Genomic DNA, 18,643 nt, shown 5'->3' with positions numbered 1-18,643 from the left:
GCACCGCGAAGCCGCTTAATCACCCCAAAGGGTGAAAAAGACCCGCGCCTCAAATCGGGTCGGCCAATAGCAAGTGAACCGATGCCGATGCGGGCGCCCAGATGTTTGGGATCTGCGGCGATCGTCAACATGGTCTGGGAGGCCGTCTTGAATAGCAGGTAGACCAAGCGCCTTGTTGTGGAAGGCAATGTCGGCGATCTCGGCGGGCAGCGTGAACACCACATGGAAGTAGCCGACAGGGAGAAGGTTGGCCTGCTGGCTGCGGCGCCCTGGCACCGGGTACAGCGCCGATTGCGACAAGAGTTATACGCGGTCCGCCGATGCCCGCAGTCTGAAGCCTTCGGCGCCTAAGTCCATATCGCACGCTCGCTTAGTTTTTTGCCCATAGGCATGGTGCGCACGTCGGGGGGCAGGTTTTTCCAAGGCAACCGGGAACAATCGGCGATCATTCCGCCGGGGGCGGTGGCGACGATGGTGCGCGTCGATATAGTGTCGAAGTTGGCACGGAAATGGATGGTGCTTTTCACCACGACCACAGCCCTTTCCTTGGGCTCGATACCGACGAAGCGGAACATCTGCTGATCCGCCATCTGGCTGACAACGCTTGAAACGGCGACCTGAACACCGCCAATCCGCAGGCAAGCCGACTTGCCCAGCTGTCCCGTGCCGTAGCCGTAAAGGCCACCGCTCATTTTCACTTCGCCCTGGGACAATGCCTCCACCAGGAATTCCCCTTCAAGCGGCTCGTCACCGGGAAATCCGCCTCTGCCGCCAAGTGCGATCTTGAGGGTGGCGCCAACACCACTCCGATGTGCCGTCTCTGCTGCGGACGGATCAGCTATAAGGCCGATCGCCGCGTTCTCCACATTGTGGCGCAGCAGCGCCCTGAGCATTCCCATTGTGTCCGATGTTGATCCACCACCGGGATTGTCCTGCGTGTCGGCGATCACCACCGGCCCGCCCGGGCTGGCATGCGCCATCGCATCCAGCACCGCCTCGTCGGGTGACAGGAGGGGGAAGTTGAAGGCCCCTTCGTTGGCCTCGATCAGCTTCAGCAGCCCATCGGTGACGGTGGCGACCTCCGAGGCATCCCACCCATATCCTGTGACGCTTGGACGGCAATCCTTCACATCGGCGGCGGGGAAGCCCGGATTGAATGAGAGGCTGGACACACCCTCTCTGCGCTCGAACTCGATGAGTTGATCGTAGATACCCTTTGCGGGTTCCAGCAGTGTGCACTGGGCAACTGTTGGAATGAGGAATGGCAGCTGCCGGAACAGCTTGTAGGGGCGGCGCCCACGGGCCAGGGCCTCCTTGAGAAATGCGAAGCAGCGACGACCTGTCTCGGCCATGTCTATGTGCGGATAGGTCTGATACGAGAGCAGACCATCGGCGCATTGGAACATCAATGGCGATACGTTCGCGTGCAGGTCGAGGCTCGCAACGATCGGGATGTCCTCGCCTATGGCGGCCCGCACACGCCGCAGTATCTCGCCGTCTCCGTCGTCCCTGCTTTCCGTCACCATCGCGCCGTGAAGGTCCAGATAAACCGCGTCTATCTCGCAATCGAACTTCAGCGTATCGACGATCTTGCCGGTAATGTACTCGAAGGCCTCGTCGGTCACTGGACCGGACGGCACGGCGACCGCCCAGCTTAGCGGGATCAGCTCATGGTCGGTCCGGGCGGCCTCGATGAAGCCCGCAAGGCCGCAATTAACGCCGTCGAGGCTGGAAAGAACATCATTGCCGAAGCACATCCCGGGATAACCCCCGCCGGACTGGAAAGAGCCCTGGGTGGCCCGGCCAGGCACGAACGTGTTGGTCTCGTGGAGAAATCCGCCTACGGCAATCCGGTAGCGTCTGGACATGGCTGCTCAATCAATGCGATCAAAATAAATATTGTCGTGGCGATCCGACACGCATCGGAAACAGACGACGTTTCCCGCTGCGTCACGCTCAAAAACTATGCTGCCAATGCCTGCACCATCGCCATCGAACCGATTTTTTAGGCTTGGCCAGAGCGTGATTCCGTAAGGCCCGAACGTGGCTTCAACGGAAAGCTGCCCGTCGCTCAGTGTCAGCTCATAGGTTACATTCAAGGCCGTGCAGTGGTACCGCCCAGCATAGGATGCAAGCTCGGCATCGCTAGGGACATGCTTGTCCTCCCGGGTGTACTGAATGCCCTCTGCAGAGAATTCCTGCGGCAAGGCCGAAGTCAGTGTTGCCACCTTCCCGCTGGCATCGAATTCGGGCACGAAACGGCCCGGGCCATCGACCCCGAAATCGACGACGCCTTCGCCATGGTAAATTGGGCGCCGCGGCTGGCCTGCCACAACGGCAACCAGTTTCCCGTCATCCGACGAGATCGAGAGTAAACGTCTTGAGGGGGAATGATAGTGGCCGATCAGGCCCGGCAGGTCGCCCGCGCGCACCGGCTCCCGCTCTCTGGCAGGAAACCGCGAGGGGCTCGTTCTGAACCAGATGGCCGCCAGATGCTCGACAATGTGCATGCTCGGCAGTGGCATGTTGCCCAGCAGCACAATGGCGCACTGCTTGCGGGGGAAATAGGCTGTGCAGGCCCGATAGCCGGCATCGACACCAGTATGCGCATAAGTCTTCTGCCCGGCGAGCGGATAGCTTGTCAGCCCAAAGCCATAGCGGAATGGCCGGCCATCATTGAGCCTGCCCGGCGCGCCCAGTTTCTCAAGTGAAAGAGCCGAGTCCGCCGGTGTGGCGAGAAGGAACTTTGCCCACGACACGAGGTCGTCAAGGTTGGTGATCAGCGATGTTGCGCCCCAATTGGCAAAGTTCAGCAGGAACTGGCTGAACCCCTCCTGCTCATCAGCATAAGAAAGCGCCATCTGCGGGTTGTATGCGGCACTTCGCAATGGGAAATGGCTGTTGCGCATCTCGGCAGGCCCGAAGATTTTCTCCTGACAATAGGCGTCAAACGACTGCCCCGTGACGGCCGAAACCAGTTCGGCAGCAAGGGTATAACCCGTGTTGCAATAGCGGTGGGCCTCTCCGGGCAAGAAGGCGGGCCGGGGCAGGTTGCCGACCATGCGTACGATCTGCTGCTGGGTCAGGTAATCCTGAAACGAGCGACCCGAGATGGCAAACATATCCCATTGGTCGGGCAATCCGCTTGTATGCTGAACCAGATGGCGCGGGGTGATGCTGGTCCCGGGCACATAAGGCAAGTGCTCGCGAATGTCCCCATCGAGGTCTAGCCGGCCTGCTGCGCCTAGCTGTGCCACGGCATATGCGGTAAATTGCTTGGATATGCTGGCGACATGGAAAAGGGTTGATTGCTCGATTGGACGCGCATCCTCGATGCGGGCGTGCCCGGAACACAAGCAATCGACGCCATCTTCGCTCACCAGCGCGATGGCATATCCGGGACCGGTCTCATGCCTGTAAGGCGCCAGAAACGTCTCGATTTCCTGGAGCTGATCTGTGCTTGATAGCGTCATGTCCTGCCTCCCCATCATTAGGCTTTGCATGTCGGCCAACGGATGGTCAAGTATCACGTGTGCTTATATGAGGCTATCGATGTCCGCTGACCCTACGCTCGTTTCCGATCTGGTGTTTTTCCGAGCCGTCGTAAGGACAGGATCGTTTATCAAGGCGAGTGCACATCTTTCGGTAACGCAAAGCGCCGTCTCGCAGCGGGTCGCACGCCTCGAACAAAGGCTCGGCATGGTCCTGCTGCGCAGGCATCGCAGCGGTATACGGCTGACCCCACAGGGTGAGCGGCTGTTCTCGGCTACCGATGACGGCTTGGCGCTGATCGATGCGAGCATATCTGAACTCCAGGCAGCGCGGACCAAACGGCCGGTGGTGATCAGCTGTGTGCCGTCACTGGCCCTGGAATGGCTGACCCCAAAGACGGCCGAATTCTACCGGGTCCAGCCTGAAATTGAGGTGACCATCCTTGCCGATATGGGCACCGTTTTGGAATACGGGGACCAAGAAGACGTTGATATTTCAATACGATATAGCCCAAACGTGCCTAGCGAAGGCACGGTGGTTGCCGAATTTTCCGAGGAGGTGTTCCCGGTCCTCTCGCCCAATCTTCTTGCTTCCCTCGAAGCCGACGCCGTCGAGAGTGTGACACTGTTGCATGATGCGCTGCCGTGGCCGGAGCCCAGCGCAGCCAGCGCGGAATGGGATATCTGGAAAAGGCGCGGTCGGCTGCCGTTCGATTTCCCGACGCGAGACCTGTTCGTGAACCTGGTCCAGCTTTGCTACCGGGCCGCTGCCGAAGACGTGGGCATTGCAATGGGTCGCAAACTCGTGGTCCGCAGGCAGATGGGGCGTGGCGCTTTGGTGCCCATGCCCGGCGCCACCAGCATAAATGAGCTGCGCTATTACCTCGTCACGCAGCGCAGAAATTTGCGCCCTGACGTCAAGATCGTGCTGGATTGGTTGATCAGCCAGTTCCAGAAAGATCTGCATGAATTATTAGAGTAGCTAATGTTTTAGTTAGCTAATTTGTCTGTTCTTCCCATGTCGGCCTTCCTAGACTGCACGCATAGGTAAAGGGTTCATGGGGCCGGATATAGTGACGACCAAGCTCAATTATGAAGAGCGGATTCGAAGCGGCATTGCGAGTTATGTGCCGAACCCAAACGTGCTTCCAGCCGACGAGGCGTTCCAACTGACCCCCAGCGGTCCCGGTCTGGTCAAGGAGGCTGTTGCGGACTGGACCTATTTCGCCGCGCTATTGGCCGAACTTTTTCCCGAACTGGCCGCCTCTTCGGGGCGTATAGATTCGCCATTGCTCGATGCGCATTCCGATCTGCTCTCTGCCCCCGGCACGCAGGCCGTCAGGATCAAGGCCGACCATCTGTTGCCCGTTACCGGAACCATCAAGGCCAGGGGCGGCATCTACGAAGTTCTGGTCTATGCCCGCAAGCTGGCACAGAAGGCAGGTCTTGTTGCCCATGGCGAGAGTTCTCTCGTCCTGCTCGATCCCGAAGTGCGTGCGCTCTTTGCCCAGCACAGTGTCGTCACCGGTAGTACCGGCAATCTCGGCTACAGCGTGGGGCTAGCGGCCAGAACCCTGGGTTTTGGTGCCGAGGTGCATATGTCGGCCGACGCCAAGGCTTGGAAGATCGAACGCCTGCGGAAGCTGGGCGTCGTCGTGCACACCCATCATGGCGATTTCAGCGCGGCCGTCGGCATTGCGCGGGACGCAGCGAGGGCGACTGAAAGCGCTTATTTCGTTGATGATGAGGACTCGCTGGCGCTGTTCCAGGGCTATGCGGCTGCCGCATGGGACCTCGCAGCTCAGCTCGATGCGGCGGGGATCGAGGTTACCGCCGGCAGGCCTCTTGCGGTCTATCTCCCGTGCGGGGTGGGCGGCGCGCCTGGGGGCGTGACGTTCGGGCTCAAGTCCATCTGGGGCGACCACGTTCATTGCATCCTGGTCGAGCCCGTAGCGGCCCCAGCCGTGCTGGTGCAGACCCTTGCCGGATCTGAGAGGCAGGTCTCGGCCTATGACTATGGCTGCAACAATCAAACCATTGCGGATGGGCTGGCCGTACCCTCGGCTTCCAGACTGGCTATCCAGTACATTTCGCGTCTGGCCGCCGGATTTGTTACGGTCGCCGACCGGGAGCTTCTGACATGGGTGAACCGGGCCTGGAAAGCCCAGTCCCTGCGCCTTGAACCATCTGCCGCAGCAGGATTTGCTGCCCTCGATCTCATGCGTTCGGACGCCAACGGACCATCCTGGTTTGAAGCGGCGACGCATATCGTCTGGACGACCGGCGGTGCGCAGTTGCCGGACGCCGAATTCGCCGCGCTGCTGCGGTGAATAGTGGAATAAGTGGAGGAGCAAAGTGAAAACAGTATTTGCAGTGTCGACGTTGCTGGCAGGCCTGGCGATAGTGCCGGGCGTTGCCGCGCAGGAGGGTTTTCCCCTCACCATCACCGATGCGCTAGGGGTAGAGCATACATTTAACAACCCGCCGCGTATCGGGTGCTACCACTGGAGCTGTCATGAAACCATGGGCGACCTCGGGCTGGTGCCCCAGGCGGCTGCCTGGGCAACAAACGTTGCGGACGGCCGGCCTTTCAACATCGCTTTCCAGGCCGGGATTCCTCCGGTTATCCTGCAGGATGGCCTGAGCCCCGAAGAATGGGCGGCCGCCGATGTTGACGTGATCGTCGCCGTGGCTTTCACGGTCGATGAAGTGGCCGGGCTCGCTGCCAATTCCCCGGCGCCGATCCTCTACCTTGAAGCATCCGGCTACGCTGAGAGCGCCTATGGCGCAGAAGCATATGTCAACAATATTCGCACGCTGGGCAAGCTGACCGGTGCTCACGAGGCTGCTGAAGCAGCGATCCAGCGGTGGCGCAATGTCGAGGCGAACCTGGCTTATCTGGGATCGGATGAGCATGCCGATACCACTGTTCTGGGTATTCTGACCTGGGACCCGGCCTTCAATTCCATGGGGAACGACAACCCGTTCTGCGTGCTGATCGCGCCCAACCGCGTGGGCAAGTGCATGGACGTGTCGGGTGCGCAGGAAGTTACGGTCAGCGACGAGGAGGTGCTGGCGCAGGACCCTGACTGGATCATTCTACAGGGCGCGGCCAATACTGCCGGGCAGGGTGCAGGCCCCAACCCGATCTATGACCGGTCGGTCAATCCGTTCTGGAACCAGCTCAGCGCCGTCGCCAACGACCAGGTCTATTATGGCGGTGAACGCTACTATTGCTGCTCCACCCGGGGCATGACCCACGCGATCTCCGAATATGTGCATTACGTGGTCGACCGGCGTATCCCACATCCGGGACACTTCTCCGACTTCAACTATGAACACAACGCTCTGGTCCTCGATCCCGAAATCTTCAAGGTGAAGTTTCCGAAATGATCAGGGCTTGGCACGAATTGCCCAAAAAGCTGCGCCTCTGGGGCGCAGCTTGCTGCTTCGTTCTGGGCGTCATCTTCCTTGGCTATCTGAACCTGTCATCTGGTCGGCCGAACTTTGCATTCTGGGAAGTCATGAATGCGCTGATCGGCAGCCCCGAGGCTGAGGGGCGGGCAAACTTTCTCATTGTGGGCACTCGGCTGCCGCGCATTCTCGTTGCCATCCTGGCGGGAGCAGGACTGGGCGTTGCGGGCTATCTGATGCAAGGATCTCTCCGCAACCCCCTGGCCGACCCCGGCCTTCTGGGCGTATCCCAGGCTGCCGCATTGGCAGTTGCTGTGGCTGCCATTTATCCTGAATTGCTGCCGGGGCACTTTCCACGCGCCGTTCTCTGCCTGATCGCCGGTTCTGGGGCGGGCGCGATCGTGCTCTTCGCCGCCTCCAATATCCGCAGTACGGTGCGGCTCATACTGGCCGGCGTGGTGGTCTCGGGGCTTTTCGCCGTCCTGACCACAATGGTCATCTTCACCGCTCCCTATGACCGCACGACCAGTGGCGGGCTTGCCGGATACCTGCGTTATACGGCGGGATCGTTGATCGGGCTGTACTGGGACGATTTCCATAGCCTCTGGCCGTGGCTGCTGGCGGGCCTGATCCCGTCCTGGTTCAGCACCAAGGCCGTCAACCTGCTACAGCTCGGCGACGAGATGGCATCGGGTGCCGGGCTGAACCCGGGGAAGGCGCGCATTGCCTTGCTTGCAATCGCCCTCTTGCTGGTTTGCCCAATCATCGCGGTCATCGGCCCTCTGGGCTTCATCGCCCTGTTCTCTCCTCATATTTCGCGGTTCATCATGGCGGATTCGAGCGCCAGACCAGTCATGATCCTGTCGGCCCTGTGTGGCGCATTCCTCACCGTGGCAGCAGATACGGCAGGCCGACTGCTGTTCTTCCCCGTCGAGGTACCCGCAGGGGTCTGGACCATTGTCGTGATTACTCCAGTAGCCCTGTCGCTCCTGAGCATGAGATTGAGGAGGGCCGGCTGATGAACGCCATCTCACATCCCCCACCCGTTGTGGACCGGGACCAGCGCTGGAGCCGTACGCTGACACTCAACGCCTGCCTGGGGATTTTGCTCGTCGGCATGCTAGCAGTTTCGATCGCCTTCGGTGCAAACGTCACGCTGAAACCGCTGATGGTGATCGACATGATCGCCAACCCAGAGAGCTATGACCGGCTGGAGGCACTTTCTGCCAATCTTCGCCTGCCGCGGGCGCTGTTGGCGATACTTGTGGGGTCGACACTAGCTATGTCCGGGGCGCTGCTGCAGTCGCTCTACCGCAATCCGCTGGCCGATCCCGGCCTCACCGGTGTGACGGGCGGCGCCATCGCCTTTGTCGGGATCTACCGCATCTTCGGCCCGCAGATCGATCCGGCATGGGTCGGCATCGTGACCCCCATGCTGGCGATCGGCGGCGGCCTGACCGCCACCGCGATCACCTGGTTCTTTGCAAGCCTCTCGGGGCGGAGCCAGTCGATGAATCTCATTTTGATCGGCGTGCTGGTCGGCGGGTTCTTTTCCTCGGGCATGACCATCGCCTTCCTGTGGGCACCGAGTTTCGAGATGCTGCACTCGCTGCTTTCGTGGTTTGTGGGATCTTTCTACAAGGCGACCTGGCTCGACGTTGTGATCGTTTCGGTCGGCGTCGTCCTGATCTCGCCGCTGATCGTGATGTCCATTCCCCGCGGCAATGTCATGCAGCTAGGCGACAGCATTGCTCAGGGGCTCGGTCAGCCGGTCGTGCCAGCGCGTGGCCTCGTGCTGCTCACGGCCTGCCTCCTGGCGAGCCTGGCCGTCTGTACGGTGGGAGGCGTTGGCTTTGTGGGCCTCATGGCCCCTCATATGGTGCGCTGGTATGTGGGCACCGATCTGCGCCGGCTGCTGCCCACTGTCGCCCTGCTCGGGGGCACACTGGTGGTGTCGCTCGATTTCGTCGCCAGGACATTCCGGACGAGCATGGTGGGTGACCTGCTTGGAATACCCATGAACCCCCAAAGTCTGCCGGTCGGCCTGTTTCTGAATCTGGTTGGCGGAATTTTCTTCCTGTTTTTGTTGAGAAAGCTGCGCGGATGACGACGACGAACCTGCCCAGTGCCCTGAAGGCCACAAACATCACAGCCGGCTACGGTGAAGTCACCATCCTCGACGGGGTCGATCTCAACGTGCCGCGTGGCGCTATCACCACGCTGATCGGACCGAACGGGTGCGGAAAGTCGACGCTCATGAAGGTCTGCACCAAGCTCCTGAACAAGACCGGAGGCACGGTACAGGTCAACGACAGCGACATCTCAAAACTGTCGGTCCGGCAGCTGGCCCAGCAGATGGCCGTATTGCCGCAGTCCCCGGTCGCGCCGGAGAACCTTACGGTTCGGGACCTCGTGGAGCAGGGGTGCTACGCCCGCGTCGGTCCCTTCGGCATGCTCCGCCGTCAGCACCACGATGCCATCAATGCGGCCATCGCCCAGGTCGAACTCACCAGGTACATGCACAAGGACGTGGACTCTCTTTCGGGCGGTGAACGGCAACGTGCCTGGATCGCGCTGACCCTTGCCCAGCAGACCGACCTGCTGGTTCTCGACGAGCCGACGACCTATCTCGACGTCGGTCACCAGCTTGAGGTTCTCGAGCTCATCCGGGACCTCAATCAGCGAAAGGGCATGACCGTCGTCATGGTGCTGCACGATCTCAACCAGGCAGCCCAGTTCTCGGATTATCTGGTCGTTCTCAAGCGCGGACGCATCGTGACCGCGGGCGCGCCATGGGATGTAGTGACCCCCGAGATGCTTCACGATGTCTTCGGCATTGAGGCCACCGTCATCGAGGATCCGCGGCATGGCACGCCGTTCATCATCGCACACCGCTCCGTGCCCAGGGAGAACAAGGCATGAGGAAGCGCCTGATCGGCACGACGTTAGGGGCGTTGATCGCAACCACCGGCAGCGCAACAATCGCGAACGACCAGCTCGATACGGTCTTGCAGGAGGTGCGGAACCAGCATCGGCTGCCGGCGGCAGGCTACGTCATTGTCACGTCCGAAGGGATGGTGGCCAGCGGCGCCGACGGAGAACGCGCAAGGGGGACCGGCACGGCAGTCACGCCTGATGACCGCTGGCATATCGGTTCGCTCACCAAGGCGATGACAGCCACTCTTGCCGTCAAACTGGCGACTGATGGCCTTATCGAGCTCAGGACCACGGTTGGGGATGTGCTTGGGTCGGATTATCCCGCAATGAACCCGGCATATCGGGGTGTCACCCTCGGCCAGTTGCTCCGCCACCGCGGTGGCATGCTCAGCAATCTGTTAGACCTCAATGTATGGGCCGGGCTGCGCAGCGCGGACCTCGATACCGCTGCACACCGGAAGAACCTGGTCAATGCCATCCTGTCCTATCCCGCACAGGCTGCTCCGGGAGGGCGCTACATCTATTCCAATGCAGGGTACGTCGTCGCGGGCGCCATGCTCGAAGCCGTTGCAGGTGACAGCTGGGAAAATCTCATGGCGCAGCATGTATTCGCGCCGCTCTCAATGCATGACACCGGTTTTGGCGCACCAGGCATGGCTGGCGCGATGGATAATGCTCTCGGCCATAGCCTCGCCGGCGGCTCCTTCCGGAGCGTGGATGTCTCGGTCAATGCCGACAATCCTGCCGCCATGGGGCCGGCCGGCACCCTCCACGCGACGCTGGGCGACCTCTCGCAATTCATGGCTGCCAATTTGGGCGGCGAGCCGGCCTATCTCGCAGCTGAAGAGCTGGCCCTGCTCCATACGCCCCAGGCGGGCGAGGACTACGCCTTGGGCTGGCAGGTCGGTCCTCACCCCTGCGCTCCAAGCCGGAAGGTGCTTATGCACACGGGCAGTAACACTATGTGGTTCGCCACCGTCTGGCTGGATCGTGCGGTAGACCTTGGCGTGGTTGTCACCACCAATGTCGGCGACCCACCGGGCCGAAGAGCCATGGATGATCTGGGGGCAAAGCTATGGGCGGCTTTGGACCGGTGCCGATGAATGATTCAATCTCGTCCGCTTTACTGTCGGCTTTGCCTTCATGATCGGACGTTGCCGGCTGTCTGTCCCCTGCCCTGAAGAGTTTCGGCTGCCGATAGGCGCCAGAAAGTCCGGGATGACCGAACGCGCGAGGCTGGTACCATGGCTGCGAAGGTCTCGATAACGACCATGGTGCCGCCGCAACAGGGACAAGGCGGGCGCTGGTCTGAGCCCTCGGCGGCCGTCGGTCCTTTCGGTGTGGCGCCACACCAAGCATGTCGCGGACCTGGCTGTTTTTGGGGGTAGAGCCGGCGAGCAGGCCGTAGTGCCGGATACGGTGGAAACACCCGATCCAAGAACCAAGGACGTTTCACGCGAGATATGAGATGCGGAGGGGAGTTCAACTGCCCGCGTTGGCCCAGGCCGAGTGCGAAGATCTGCGTAAGCTCGCTTCCTTGAATGATGCTGTCGGCTAGTCTGGCGCTCATCCGAAGTGATGCCCCTGCTGCTTCCAATCTACCGGAAACGGCCCCAGTAGCCACGCCAGCGTCATCTTCGGCGGGTGCTTGCCGTCCAGGATCGCCTCGACGATATCGGGCGCAAGCAGCGTTAGCCGTAGGACGCGGGTCATGTAGGAAGGCGCGATGCTCTCGCGTTCGGCCAGTTCGGCGATGGTGGTAAACTCGCCGGATTCCAGCAGCCGCTTCCACCGGAAGGCGCGGGCGAGGGCCTTGAGCAGGGCGCCGTCGGCGCGTGGCGTTGGCGGGGTGCCCTCGGGAAGCTGGATCTCCTTGCGCCCACCGCGTTTGACGAGACGGAAGGGCACGTGGAGGGAGATGGTTTCGGTGATGGGCAAGACATTGGTCATGCGGCCTGCTTCATGCTGCCAGGCAGCATCTCGCGCGCGAGACCGCTGAGCCCGTCCACCCGAAGCCGGATATTGAGACTATCCACGCCGATATCAATCCGCTCGACCAGCAGCGCCACGATGCGCGCCTGCTCGGCGGGGAAGAGTTCCTCCCACAGCGGATCGAACTGCTGCAGGGCGGCACGGACGTCAGCCTCGGTGATATCTTCGTTAAGGTTACGCGTGGCCTTCCACGTTCCAGCGATGATCTCCGGCTGGCGGAACACGGCTCGGAGCTGACCGATCACGGCCATTTCGACTTCGCCCGCGGGCACGCGGCCTACGGGGCACGATCCGGCGCCATGCTTGAGCACGGTTTGGCTGACATAGTAGCGGTAGAGCTTACCGCCCTTCCTGGTGTGGGTCGGCGAGAACGCGGCGCCATCGGGGCCAAAGAGCAGGCCCTTGAGCAGCGCCGGCGTGTCGGTGCGGGTCCGCGCGGCGCGCTTGCGCGGACTCACCTGCAGGATGGCATGAACCTTGTTCCACGTCTCGCCATCGACGATGGCCTTGTGCTCGCCGGGATAGCTGTCGCCCCTGTGCACCGCCTCACCGATATAGGCGCGGTTGTTGAGCAGTCGGTAGAGGTACTTCTTGTCGATGCGGTTGCCGCGTGGCGTGCGGATGCCGCGCTGCCCCACTTCCCGCGCCAACACCGTGCCCGAACCGATCTCGATAAAGCGCGCAAAGATCCAGCGGACGTGTTCGGCGCGTTCATCATCGATGACGAGCTTGCGGTTCTCGACCCGGTATCCATAGGGCGGCACCCCGCCCATCCACATGCCCTTCTTGCGGGAAGCGGCGACCTTGTCGCGGATGCGCTCGGCGGTCACCTCGCGCTCGAACTGGGCGAAGCTCAAGAGGATGTTGAGCGTCAGCCGCCCCATCGATGTGGTGGTATTGAACGACTGCGTCACCGAGACGAAGGTCACGCCGTTCCGATCGAACATTTCCACCAGCTTGGCGAAGTCGGCCAGCGAGCGACTGAGGCGGTCGATCTTATAGACGACGACCACGTCGACCAGCCCGTCCTCGATATCGGCCATCAGCCGCTGCAGGCCGGGGCGGTCCAGCGTCCCGCCCGAGACGCCGCCGTCATCATAGTGGTCGCGGACCAGCACCCAGCCCTCGGAGCGCTGGGAGGCGACGTAGGATTCGCAGGCCTCGCGCTGGGCATGGAGGCTGTTGAACTCCTGCTCCAGCCCGTCCTCGGAAGACTTTCGGGTGTAAACGGCACAGCGCAGTTTGCGCACCGCCGCCATTTTCTCCAAAGACCGCGTCATACCCGGCGTCTGTGGTTCTTGAGCCCGAAGAAGGCCCAGCCGTTCCAGCGGGTGCCGGTGATGGCGCGGGCAATGGCGGATAGCGATCTATAAGGCTGCCCCTGCCATTCGAATGCATCAACTGTCACGGTGACGACATGCTCGACACCCTGCCACTCCCGGATCAGCCGTGTGCCGGTGATAGGCCGGTCGCGGTCGATGCGGATGCTGCGCTGCTTCCGGTCGCCGCCGTCCAGCGCCTCGCCCATCCGCTCCAGCCGCCGGATCGTTTCGAGTTTCAGGCCGCCAAGGCTGAGTTCCTGGATACGGTAGGCCAGCCGGGTTTCGAGATAACGCCGATTGAACGGCGGCGGTTCGTTCTCGAACAGATCGCGCCATTGTTGTTTCAGGTCCGGCGTCGTGGCCGTCTTCAACGCAACGAGGCGCGTCGGGATGGAATCGGGACTGCTCATGGGGACCTCCGTGGATCATCATGATGATGTCGGCATGGTTCTGCGCGGTTGTGTAGGCGAACAATCTCGGTCAGCCCATTGTATCCACTGCAGTTTTCCTGACGCGCAACGAGGCGCTGCAAACCAGCAGCAAGCAACTGGCAGAGGTCCCGGCGCCGCTCCGCTGGCGTCATCAGCGCCGGAGAAAGAGGATTGGGGCCAGCCTTCAGCATGGCCCCCTCCCCTCACCCATCAGATGACGCCCAGCGAAGTGCAGACCCTGTGAGGACAACCCTGGCCACCGACGATATCAGCATGAGCAACGCCCCAAGCGTTCGATAGCCCCGCAAATGCCCGTGACGTGCCCGATCCCGCTGGCGCAGCGTTCCGTTCGTATGAGGTGCGCACCTGCGCTCCCAAAGTGCGCACCTGCGCTCCCAGGGTGCGCACCTGCGAACCCAAAGTGCGCACCTGCGAACCCAAAGTGCGCACCTGCGAACCCAGGCTGCGTACCTGCGTACCCGGCAATGCGCATCTGCGCACCCGAAGTGCGCACCTAAAGTGCGCACCCAGGGTGCGCACCCAGAAAAAATCTCTGTCGCTGGCGAAGCGGTGGGCAAAGCCACCCCGCATACGGTCGCCGCCCGGAAGGACCCGAAGGGGGCGGCATGGCAGGACGGGGCGGGCATCGGGGTGGAGCCGCTTACAACGTAGTAAGATGAGAAATTCAACACACTGCTGTCCGCCTGTCGCCAACTCTCCCCGAGCATATCCAGAATCTGCCAGATTTGACCCGATTGTGTCGCGCCAAAAGTTCAACGTCCCACGCCGTTACAACAACGTCCGAACCACGTCGGGAGCCGGTTCAACCACGCTTTCGTCCGGCGCATTTTTTGATGGGGAGCGGGCTTCGCCAGCTTTGTGCTTTTTATTCAGACGCTTAGAGATGGTAAGCAGCGCCTCAGCCCAGCGCCGCCATGCGGACGCGGGCATCGGGTAGCCGTAGGACTGTCCAGGATCATTGGCATAGTCCGGCTATGAGGACGCATAGCCTCGCGGCGTCGTGCCCCGCGGATTGGGCAGCCGCCGCAATGTGTGGACGGCCTGTTCGAAGCGCTCCTCAAGCCATGCTGGCGTGAGCTGGTCGGTCATCCTTCGTTCCTCCTTGCTAGCTATTTCCGACTGTCCCGAACCGGTCCTGCCGGTGCGATCTGGTGACGGCCCTGGCGCAGCGCCTCACCAGATCGCTCGCCGGCGTCCTCAACCGATGCTCGGGGTGGACGGATCAGGGCGGGATATTTTCGGGCCATCTCAGCGACGATCGCGGCGCGCCGTTTGGGACATTCGGGCGAGTTTTCCACAGGCCTAGAAATCGGTGCTCGCACCCGCGAAGGTTCTTTTACTGGTTCTATTACAGGATCGTCTCCACTCCACTGGAGATGGTTGGGGGCCGAATTTGGAGATGGTTGGGGCTCTAATTTGGAGATGGTCAGCGAGTTATCCACAGACTTATCCACAGACTTGCCGGGGGATTTTTCAGTGCGAAAGCCATCTCCATTTTGTGGAGACGGCTCTTGTGTCAGATCGCGATCGCAACCGAAAGTGGCGGCAGACGGGATTATAATGCCGACAAGAAAATCAATGGCGGTAAGCGCCACATTGTCATCGACGCGATCGGCCTGATGGTGAATTGGTGGTGCACAGCGCCGACAGCGTCATGTGTTCGCCGATGGTGGCTATGCTGACCGTCATGCTGCCAGAAACCCACCCAGAGCGATCATGCTCAGCGTGATTGCCATGGAGTAGGCAGTGAAGATGGACAGCGGCGGCCCATAGGCCGGCTTGACGCTTCGCGCCAAGAATACAAACAGGATCGGCAACCAGTCCAACGTGTAACGCTGGGCGCTATACTGGGAAAAGCCGTTGGAATGATAGAACAGCGTCAGGACTAGGATTAGACCGGCTGTACCTAGACCAAACCAGAAACTGCGATTCCAGGGAGCGAGTAAGGCCAGCAGTAGAACCGGCGTTACCAGGAACAGCGAAGCGCCGTTGATGTCGAACCCGACAAGTTCGGTCATGTAGCGTCCGGCGAACTCAACATGAGGTCCGGCAATAAACATATAGACCAGATTGAACAGGAAATACTGGTCAGAGAAGATGCCGAGTTCTCGCACCCGGTTGCTCAGGAACGATCCCGCTCCCGGCCCTTCGTCGAATTCCACCGGGAAAATATAGGAATAGCCTGTTTCCATAGGAGAGCCAAACCGGACGTAATTGTATGCGAAATAGATTGCCAGGGCAAAGATCGGGAGGGCCGCCAGAGCTAGGGCACGTTTAAATGCGGCCATGTCGATCCGGAACAGCGGCGTTTCAGGGGGCAGCAGCAGCACATAGAGGAATGGCAGATAGAGAATGGTCATCTGGCGGGACAGGAACGCCATGCCGATGAAGAGCCCGACAAGCAAGGCATTGCGCCGCACCAGCGCAAAATAGAGCGCCCCGGTCGAAAACAGAAAGCCCCAGGTCTGGGCAAAGAACCACACATGATCTCCGCGCAGGGTGACAAAGGCGAGGGGCGTGGCGAACAGCACCATCAGGAGCAGCAGGATGGTCAGATCGCGCGAATTCGTTTCGCGGATGAAAATGCCCCACCACATCCATCCAGTGATAGCGAAAGCCATGATGGTCAGCGGTATGAAGAAGTTAAAACCGACGCCAAACAACGCTACGAAAGGCAGTGAAATGATGCCCGGCATCGGTGGAAAGATGATGTAGATGAGCCCGTTATAGAGCGCGCAATCATCATCAAAGCAGTGCTCGGTATGGAAGCGTCCCTGCAGCCAGCCCTCGGCCAGAAGCGCGTAAGAATTGCTTTCGGGCAGTTCACGGAGGGCAGCAAGGCCAAACACGCCCAAAAATGCCAGGACCAGCAGTGCCAGCAGGCTCGAAATTACGATGCGTTGAACAGACATTTCTCTCTTAGGTCGAGTATGGAGCGATTACGGATGCTGGTCAGGCGTCAGCGCCGGAGCCCGCAGGTCGGAACGTCAGCAGCTTGTGCCCGAGAAAGTTCACCACTGCGCCGATACCGATGGCAAAGCCATGGGCGACGCTCTCACGCAACAGGGGCGGCAAGCCGATTCCAAACGGCATATCGAGGAACAGTCTAGACAACCCCAACACCACAGCGGCGCCGGCCAGGTTGACGCCCAGAAATACCAGGACCTGCTCGATGAGCGGCCGCGAGGCACCGGGAAATACATATTTGCGGTACAGCGTGAACCCGGCCGACATGCCAATCAGATAGGCCAGCGCAACCGCCATATCGAAAGGCAAGAAGACTGAGAGGGGGATTCGCGCCAGCCAGTTGACGGCGGCGGCCAGACCGCCGAGCAGAAGGAAACGAACGAGTTGAGGCAAGCGCTCCATCAGTAGGGTACGCCCAGACATGCCATGGCGAAGAACAGACCAAGGCCGGCGCAGAGCATCAGGCTCTTCGGATCGCGCATGGCGAAGACCACCGGGTCATCAAGCAACTCGCCGCGTTGGCACAGCATCCAGATGCGCGACAGCCACAGAAACAATATGGCGGGAATGGCCCATAGCCAGTCCGCGTTGCCGTAGAAATCCACCAGCAAGGCATCCTGGGTCAGATAGAGCACCATGATCAGAATCGACGCCATGCCGCACGATACGCCCATGGCCAAGATAAAGGGGGCATCCGCGACGAAATAGCCCCGGCCAAAAATCTTGTCGCCCGTATCCTGTTTTTTCTCCATCAGGCGCAGTACTTCCGTCTGTCGCTTGGCGAAGGACAAAGAGGTGAACAGGAACATGGAAAATACCAGCAGCCAGGGCGATGCGACCACTCCCACCGCCGCGATGCCAAGGATCAGCCGCAAGGTGAATAGCGAGGCCAGCGTGAAGGCATCGAGCACTGGCTTGCGCTTGAAGCCGAAGGAGTAGCACAAGGTGAGTACTAGATAGGCCAGAAGCACCGCAACCACTGCGGGACCGACCATGGCCCCCAGGGCCAGACTGACGACAAAGGCCAGCGGAGTGACGATAACAGCCTGCTTGACCGTCATCAGTCCGCTGGCCAGCGGACGATGGCGCTTGGTCCAATGCCGACGGTCATCCTCGATGTCCCAAATATCATTGACCAAGTAGGTCGCTGAGGCAAGAATACCCAGGGCAAGAAACGCCAATGCCGCATTTGTCCAGGCAGTCAGATCGGTAAAGAGACCGCCTAGTACCAGCGGCATAAAGACCAGGACATTCTTGGCCCATTGATGCAGCCGCAGGGCCTTGACCCAGCCCCGCAAGCCCAGGCGAGGACGTGGAAAATCAGCTTCCACCGGCTTACCAAGCGCTCGCGCTTGGCGGCTAGTGGCCGAGTTGGCGCCGGCGAGCACGATGCTGGTTGCGGCGGTCCAAACGTGCAGATCGGACCGACTGTCGCCGGCATAGACGAAGCCATTGGGAAACTGCTCCTTCAAGGCGAATGCCTTGGCGAGTCCCTTGAGATTTCTGCGGCCATTGCTTGCAATGACGAAGCTAATGAAGTCGAAGCGCTGGGCTAATTTTATGGCCAGCAATTCATCAGCGGCGGTTGCCAGGCAGATGGTTCGGCCATTGTCATGTGCGAGGCGCGCATACGCTTCCAATTCGGTATTGATTGGCAGATGCTCGATATCGAGCCGTACGCGCTCGGCCAATTTACGCTTCAATACAGCCTTGCCTTGGATCAGCCACCAAACCAGAAATATAAGGCCTAACGGATTGATCTTAACATAAGCAATCGCGGACTCATGCAGCAAATCCGTGCGCAGCAAAGCACCATCGACGTCCAACACCAAAGGCGCCGCCTCCGTCATGCGGCTATCAATGGCTATAGCGGTAACACTGTCGGTGCTCATTGAACGGGTCCCATCCAATTCCTATCGATTTGGCTACGTTCTTGCACAAGAGAATTTTAAAGTCTTAAATTCACATGGTTAATGACGTCTGAAATAAAATGTTCAAACAAAGTTCAACAATAACATGAATAATTTTAATAGCTGTTATTGAAAACAGTTATTAAATGATCGGCATC

15 protein-coding genes and 3 pseudogenes are annotated in these 18,643 nt (G+C 60.4%); 8 read left to right on the top strand and 10 right to left on the bottom strand.

All coding sequences use genetic code 11. From position 1 onward, the window contains the following. Positions 1 to 80: 80 nt before the first annotated feature. From O9Z70_RS05355 to O9Z70_RS05345, 3 genes and pseudogenes are all read right to left on the bottom strand, one after another. Positions 81 to 314: pseudogene (locus O9Z70_RS05355) on the bottom strand (transposase zinc-binding domain-containing protein); the annotation flags it as partial. Positions 315 to 347: 33 nt separating this feature from the next. Beyond that, positions 348 to 1,868, bottom strand: a complete 1,521-nt coding sequence (locus O9Z70_RS05350; RefSeq protein WP_286021448.1) for a M81 family metallopeptidase — start codon at positions 1,866 to 1,868, stop codon at positions 348 to 350. Positions 1,869 to 1,874: 6 nt separating this feature from the next. Continuing rightward, on the bottom strand, positions 1,875 to 3,473 hold the full coding sequence (locus tag O9Z70_RS05345; RefSeq protein WP_286021447.1) for a serine hydrolase domain-containing protein: 1,599 nt from the start codon (positions 3,471 to 3,473) through the stop codon (positions 1,875 to 1,877). Between the two features lie 79 nt (positions 3,474 to 3,552). Here O9Z70_RS05345 and O9Z70_RS05340 point away from each other — a divergent pair, with 79 nt between their 5' ends. The 7 genes from O9Z70_RS05340 (at position 3,553) to O9Z70_RS05310 (ending at position 10,945) form a co-directional block, all read left to right on the top strand. Continuing rightward, positions 3,553 to 4,473 carry a LysR family transcriptional regulator gene (locus tag O9Z70_RS05340; RefSeq protein ID WP_286021446.1) on the top strand — a complete coding sequence of 307 codons (921 nt, stop codon included), beginning with the start codon at positions 3,553 to 3,555 and terminating at the stop codon, positions 4,471 to 4,473. A 91-nt stretch (positions 4,474 to 4,564) separates the two neighbouring features. Next, on the top strand, positions 4,565 to 5,821 hold the full coding sequence (gene dsdA / locus O9Z70_RS05335; protein ID WP_286021445.1) for a D-serine ammonia-lyase: 1,257 nt from the start codon (positions 4,565 to 4,567) through the stop codon (positions 5,819 to 5,821). 25 nt (positions 5,822 to 5,846) lie between these two features. After that, entirely contained in the window at positions 5,847 to 6,884 is a 1,038-nt protein-coding gene (locus O9Z70_RS05330; RefSeq protein ID WP_286021444.1) for an ABC transporter substrate-binding protein, read from the top strand. Beyond that, positions 6,881 to 7,924, top strand: coding sequence for a FecCD family ABC transporter permease (locus O9Z70_RS05325; protein ID WP_286021443.1), 1,044 nt, complete (start codon positions 6,881 to 6,883; stop codon positions 7,922 to 7,924). The genes O9Z70_RS05330 and O9Z70_RS05325 overlap by 4 nt, the downstream gene beginning before the upstream one ends. Next, positions 7,924 to 9,012 (top strand): FecCD family ABC transporter permease, encoded by a 1,089-nt coding sequence (locus tag O9Z70_RS05320; RefSeq protein ID WP_286021442.1) that lies wholly within the window; start codon positions 7,924 to 7,926, stop codon positions 9,010 to 9,012. The genes O9Z70_RS05325 and O9Z70_RS05320 overlap by 1 nt, the downstream gene beginning before the upstream one ends. Then, positions 9,009 to 9,827, top strand: coding sequence for an ABC transporter ATP-binding protein (locus O9Z70_RS05315; protein WP_286021441.1), 819 nt, complete (start codon positions 9,009 to 9,011; stop codon positions 9,825 to 9,827). The genes O9Z70_RS05320 and O9Z70_RS05315 overlap by 4 nt, the downstream gene beginning before the upstream one ends. Then, complete coding sequence (locus tag O9Z70_RS05310) at positions 9,824 to 10,945, top strand: serine hydrolase domain-containing protein (RefSeq protein WP_286021440.1); 1,122 nt, start codon at positions 9,824 to 9,826, stop codon at positions 10,943 to 10,945. The genes O9Z70_RS05315 and O9Z70_RS05310 overlap by 4 nt, the downstream gene beginning before the upstream one ends. Before the next feature lie 124 nt (positions 10,946 to 11,069). Here the strand turns inward: O9Z70_RS05310 and O9Z70_RS16320 are convergent. The 4 genes and pseudogenes from O9Z70_RS16320 to O9Z70_RS05295 form a co-directional block, all read right to left on the bottom strand. Beyond that, positions 11,070 to 11,267 (bottom strand): annotated as a pseudogene (locus O9Z70_RS16320) (IS91 family transposase); the annotation flags it as partial. A gap of 141 nt (positions 11,268 to 11,408) precedes the next feature. Continuing rightward, on the bottom strand, positions 11,409 to 11,792 hold the full coding sequence (locus O9Z70_RS05305) for a ParB/RepB/Spo0J family partition protein (protein ID WP_286021439.1): 384 nt from the start codon (positions 11,790 to 11,792) through the stop codon (positions 11,409 to 11,411). Next, positions 11,789 to 13,114, bottom strand: coding sequence for a recombinase family protein (locus O9Z70_RS05300; RefSeq protein ID WP_286021438.1), 1,326 nt, complete (start codon positions 13,112 to 13,114; stop codon positions 11,789 to 11,791). The genes O9Z70_RS05305 and O9Z70_RS05300 overlap by 4 nt, the downstream gene beginning before the upstream one ends. Further along, the gene (locus O9Z70_RS05295; RefSeq protein WP_286021437.1) at positions 13,111 to 13,566 is read right to left on the bottom strand and encodes a DUF2924 domain-containing protein; all 456 of its coding nucleotides are present in this window, start codon (positions 13,564 to 13,566) and stop codon (positions 13,111 to 13,113) included. The genes O9Z70_RS05300 and O9Z70_RS05295 overlap by 4 nt, the downstream gene beginning before the upstream one ends. Positions 13,567 to 15,140: 1,574 nt before the next feature. Here O9Z70_RS05295 and O9Z70_RS05290 point away from each other — a divergent pair. Continuing rightward, positions 15,141 to 15,256 (top strand): annotated as a pseudogene (locus tag O9Z70_RS05290) (IS5/IS1182 family transposase); the annotation flags it as partial. A gap of 37 nt (positions 15,257 to 15,293) precedes the next feature. On the opposite strand, the gene O9Z70_RS05285 reads toward O9Z70_RS05290, so the two are convergent. From O9Z70_RS05285 to O9Z70_RS05275, 3 genes are read right to left on the bottom strand one after another with little or no spacing between them, the layout of a single operon-like run. Next, a complete protein-coding gene (locus O9Z70_RS05285) occupies positions 15,294 to 16,520 on the bottom strand; it encodes a hypothetical protein (RefSeq protein WP_286021436.1) in 1,227 nt (408 codons plus the stop codon). Between the two features lie 40 nt (positions 16,521 to 16,560). Next, a complete protein-coding gene (locus O9Z70_RS05280) occupies positions 16,561 to 16,977 on the bottom strand; it encodes a GtrA family protein (protein WP_286021435.1) in 417 nt (138 codons plus the stop codon). Then, on the bottom strand, positions 16,977 to 18,467 hold the full coding sequence (locus O9Z70_RS05275; protein ID WP_286021434.1) for a UbiA family prenyltransferase: 1,491 nt from the start codon (positions 18,465 to 18,467) through the stop codon (positions 16,977 to 16,979). Before O9Z70_RS05275 ends, O9Z70_RS05280 begins: the two co-directional genes overlap by 1 nt. Between the last annotated feature and the right edge of the window lie 176 nt (positions 18,468 to 18,643).

The organism is Devosia sp. YIM 151766, assembly GCF_030285925.1.
Classification (GTDB): domain Bacteria; phylum Pseudomonadota; class Alphaproteobacteria; order Rhizobiales; family Devosiaceae; genus Devosia.
This window is presented reverse-complemented; position numbering and strand designations above follow the sequence as displayed.

Excerpts from the sequence above, each read along its gene's own strand:
- O9Z70_RS05350 (WP_286021448.1), bottom strand. The coding sequence starts at position 1,868 with ATGTCCAGACGCTACCGGATTGCCGTAGGCGGATTTCTCCACGAGACC.
- O9Z70_RS05345 (WP_286021447.1), bottom strand. The coding sequence starts at position 3,473 with ATGACGCTATCAAGCACAGATCAGCTCCAGGAAATCGAGACGTTTCTG.
- O9Z70_RS05340 (WP_286021446.1), top strand. The coding sequence starts at position 3,553 with ATGTCCGCTGACCCTACGCTCGTTTCCGATCTGGTGTTTTTCCGAGCC.
- O9Z70_RS05325 (WP_286021443.1), top strand. The coding sequence starts at position 6,881 with ATGATCAGGGCTTGGCACGAATTGCCCAAAAAGCTGCGCCTCTGGGGC.
- O9Z70_RS05320 (WP_286021442.1), top strand. The coding sequence starts at position 7,924 with ATGAACGCCATCTCACATCCCCCACCCGTTGTGGACCGGGACCAGCGC.
- O9Z70_RS05315 (WP_286021441.1), top strand. The coding sequence starts at position 9,009 with ATGACGACGACGAACCTGCCCAGTGCCCTGAAGGCCACAAACATCACA.
- O9Z70_RS05310 (WP_286021440.1), top strand. The coding sequence starts at position 9,824 with ATGAGGAAGCGCCTGATCGGCACGACGTTAGGGGCGTTGATCGCAACC.
- O9Z70_RS05305 (WP_286021439.1), bottom strand. The coding sequence starts at position 11,792 with ATGACCAATGTCTTGCCCATCACCGAAACCATCTCCCTCCACGTGCCC.
- O9Z70_RS05300 (WP_286021438.1), bottom strand. The coding sequence starts at position 13,114 with ATGACGCGGTCTTTGGAGAAAATGGCGGCGGTGCGCAAACTGCGCTGT.
- O9Z70_RS05295 (WP_286021437.1), bottom strand. The coding sequence starts at position 13,566 with ATGAGCAGTCCCGATTCCATCCCGACGCGCCTCGTTGCGTTGAAGACG.
- O9Z70_RS05285 (WP_286021436.1), bottom strand. The coding sequence starts at position 16,520 with ATGTCTGTTCAACGCATCGTAATTTCGAGCCTGCTGGCACTGCTGGTC.
- O9Z70_RS05280 (WP_286021435.1), bottom strand. The coding sequence starts at position 16,977 with ATGGAGCGCTTGCCTCAACTCGTTCGTTTCCTTCTGCTCGGCGGTCTG.
- O9Z70_RS05275 (WP_286021434.1), bottom strand. The coding sequence starts at position 18,467 with ATGAGCACCGACAGTGTTACCGCTATAGCCATTGATAGCCGCATGACG.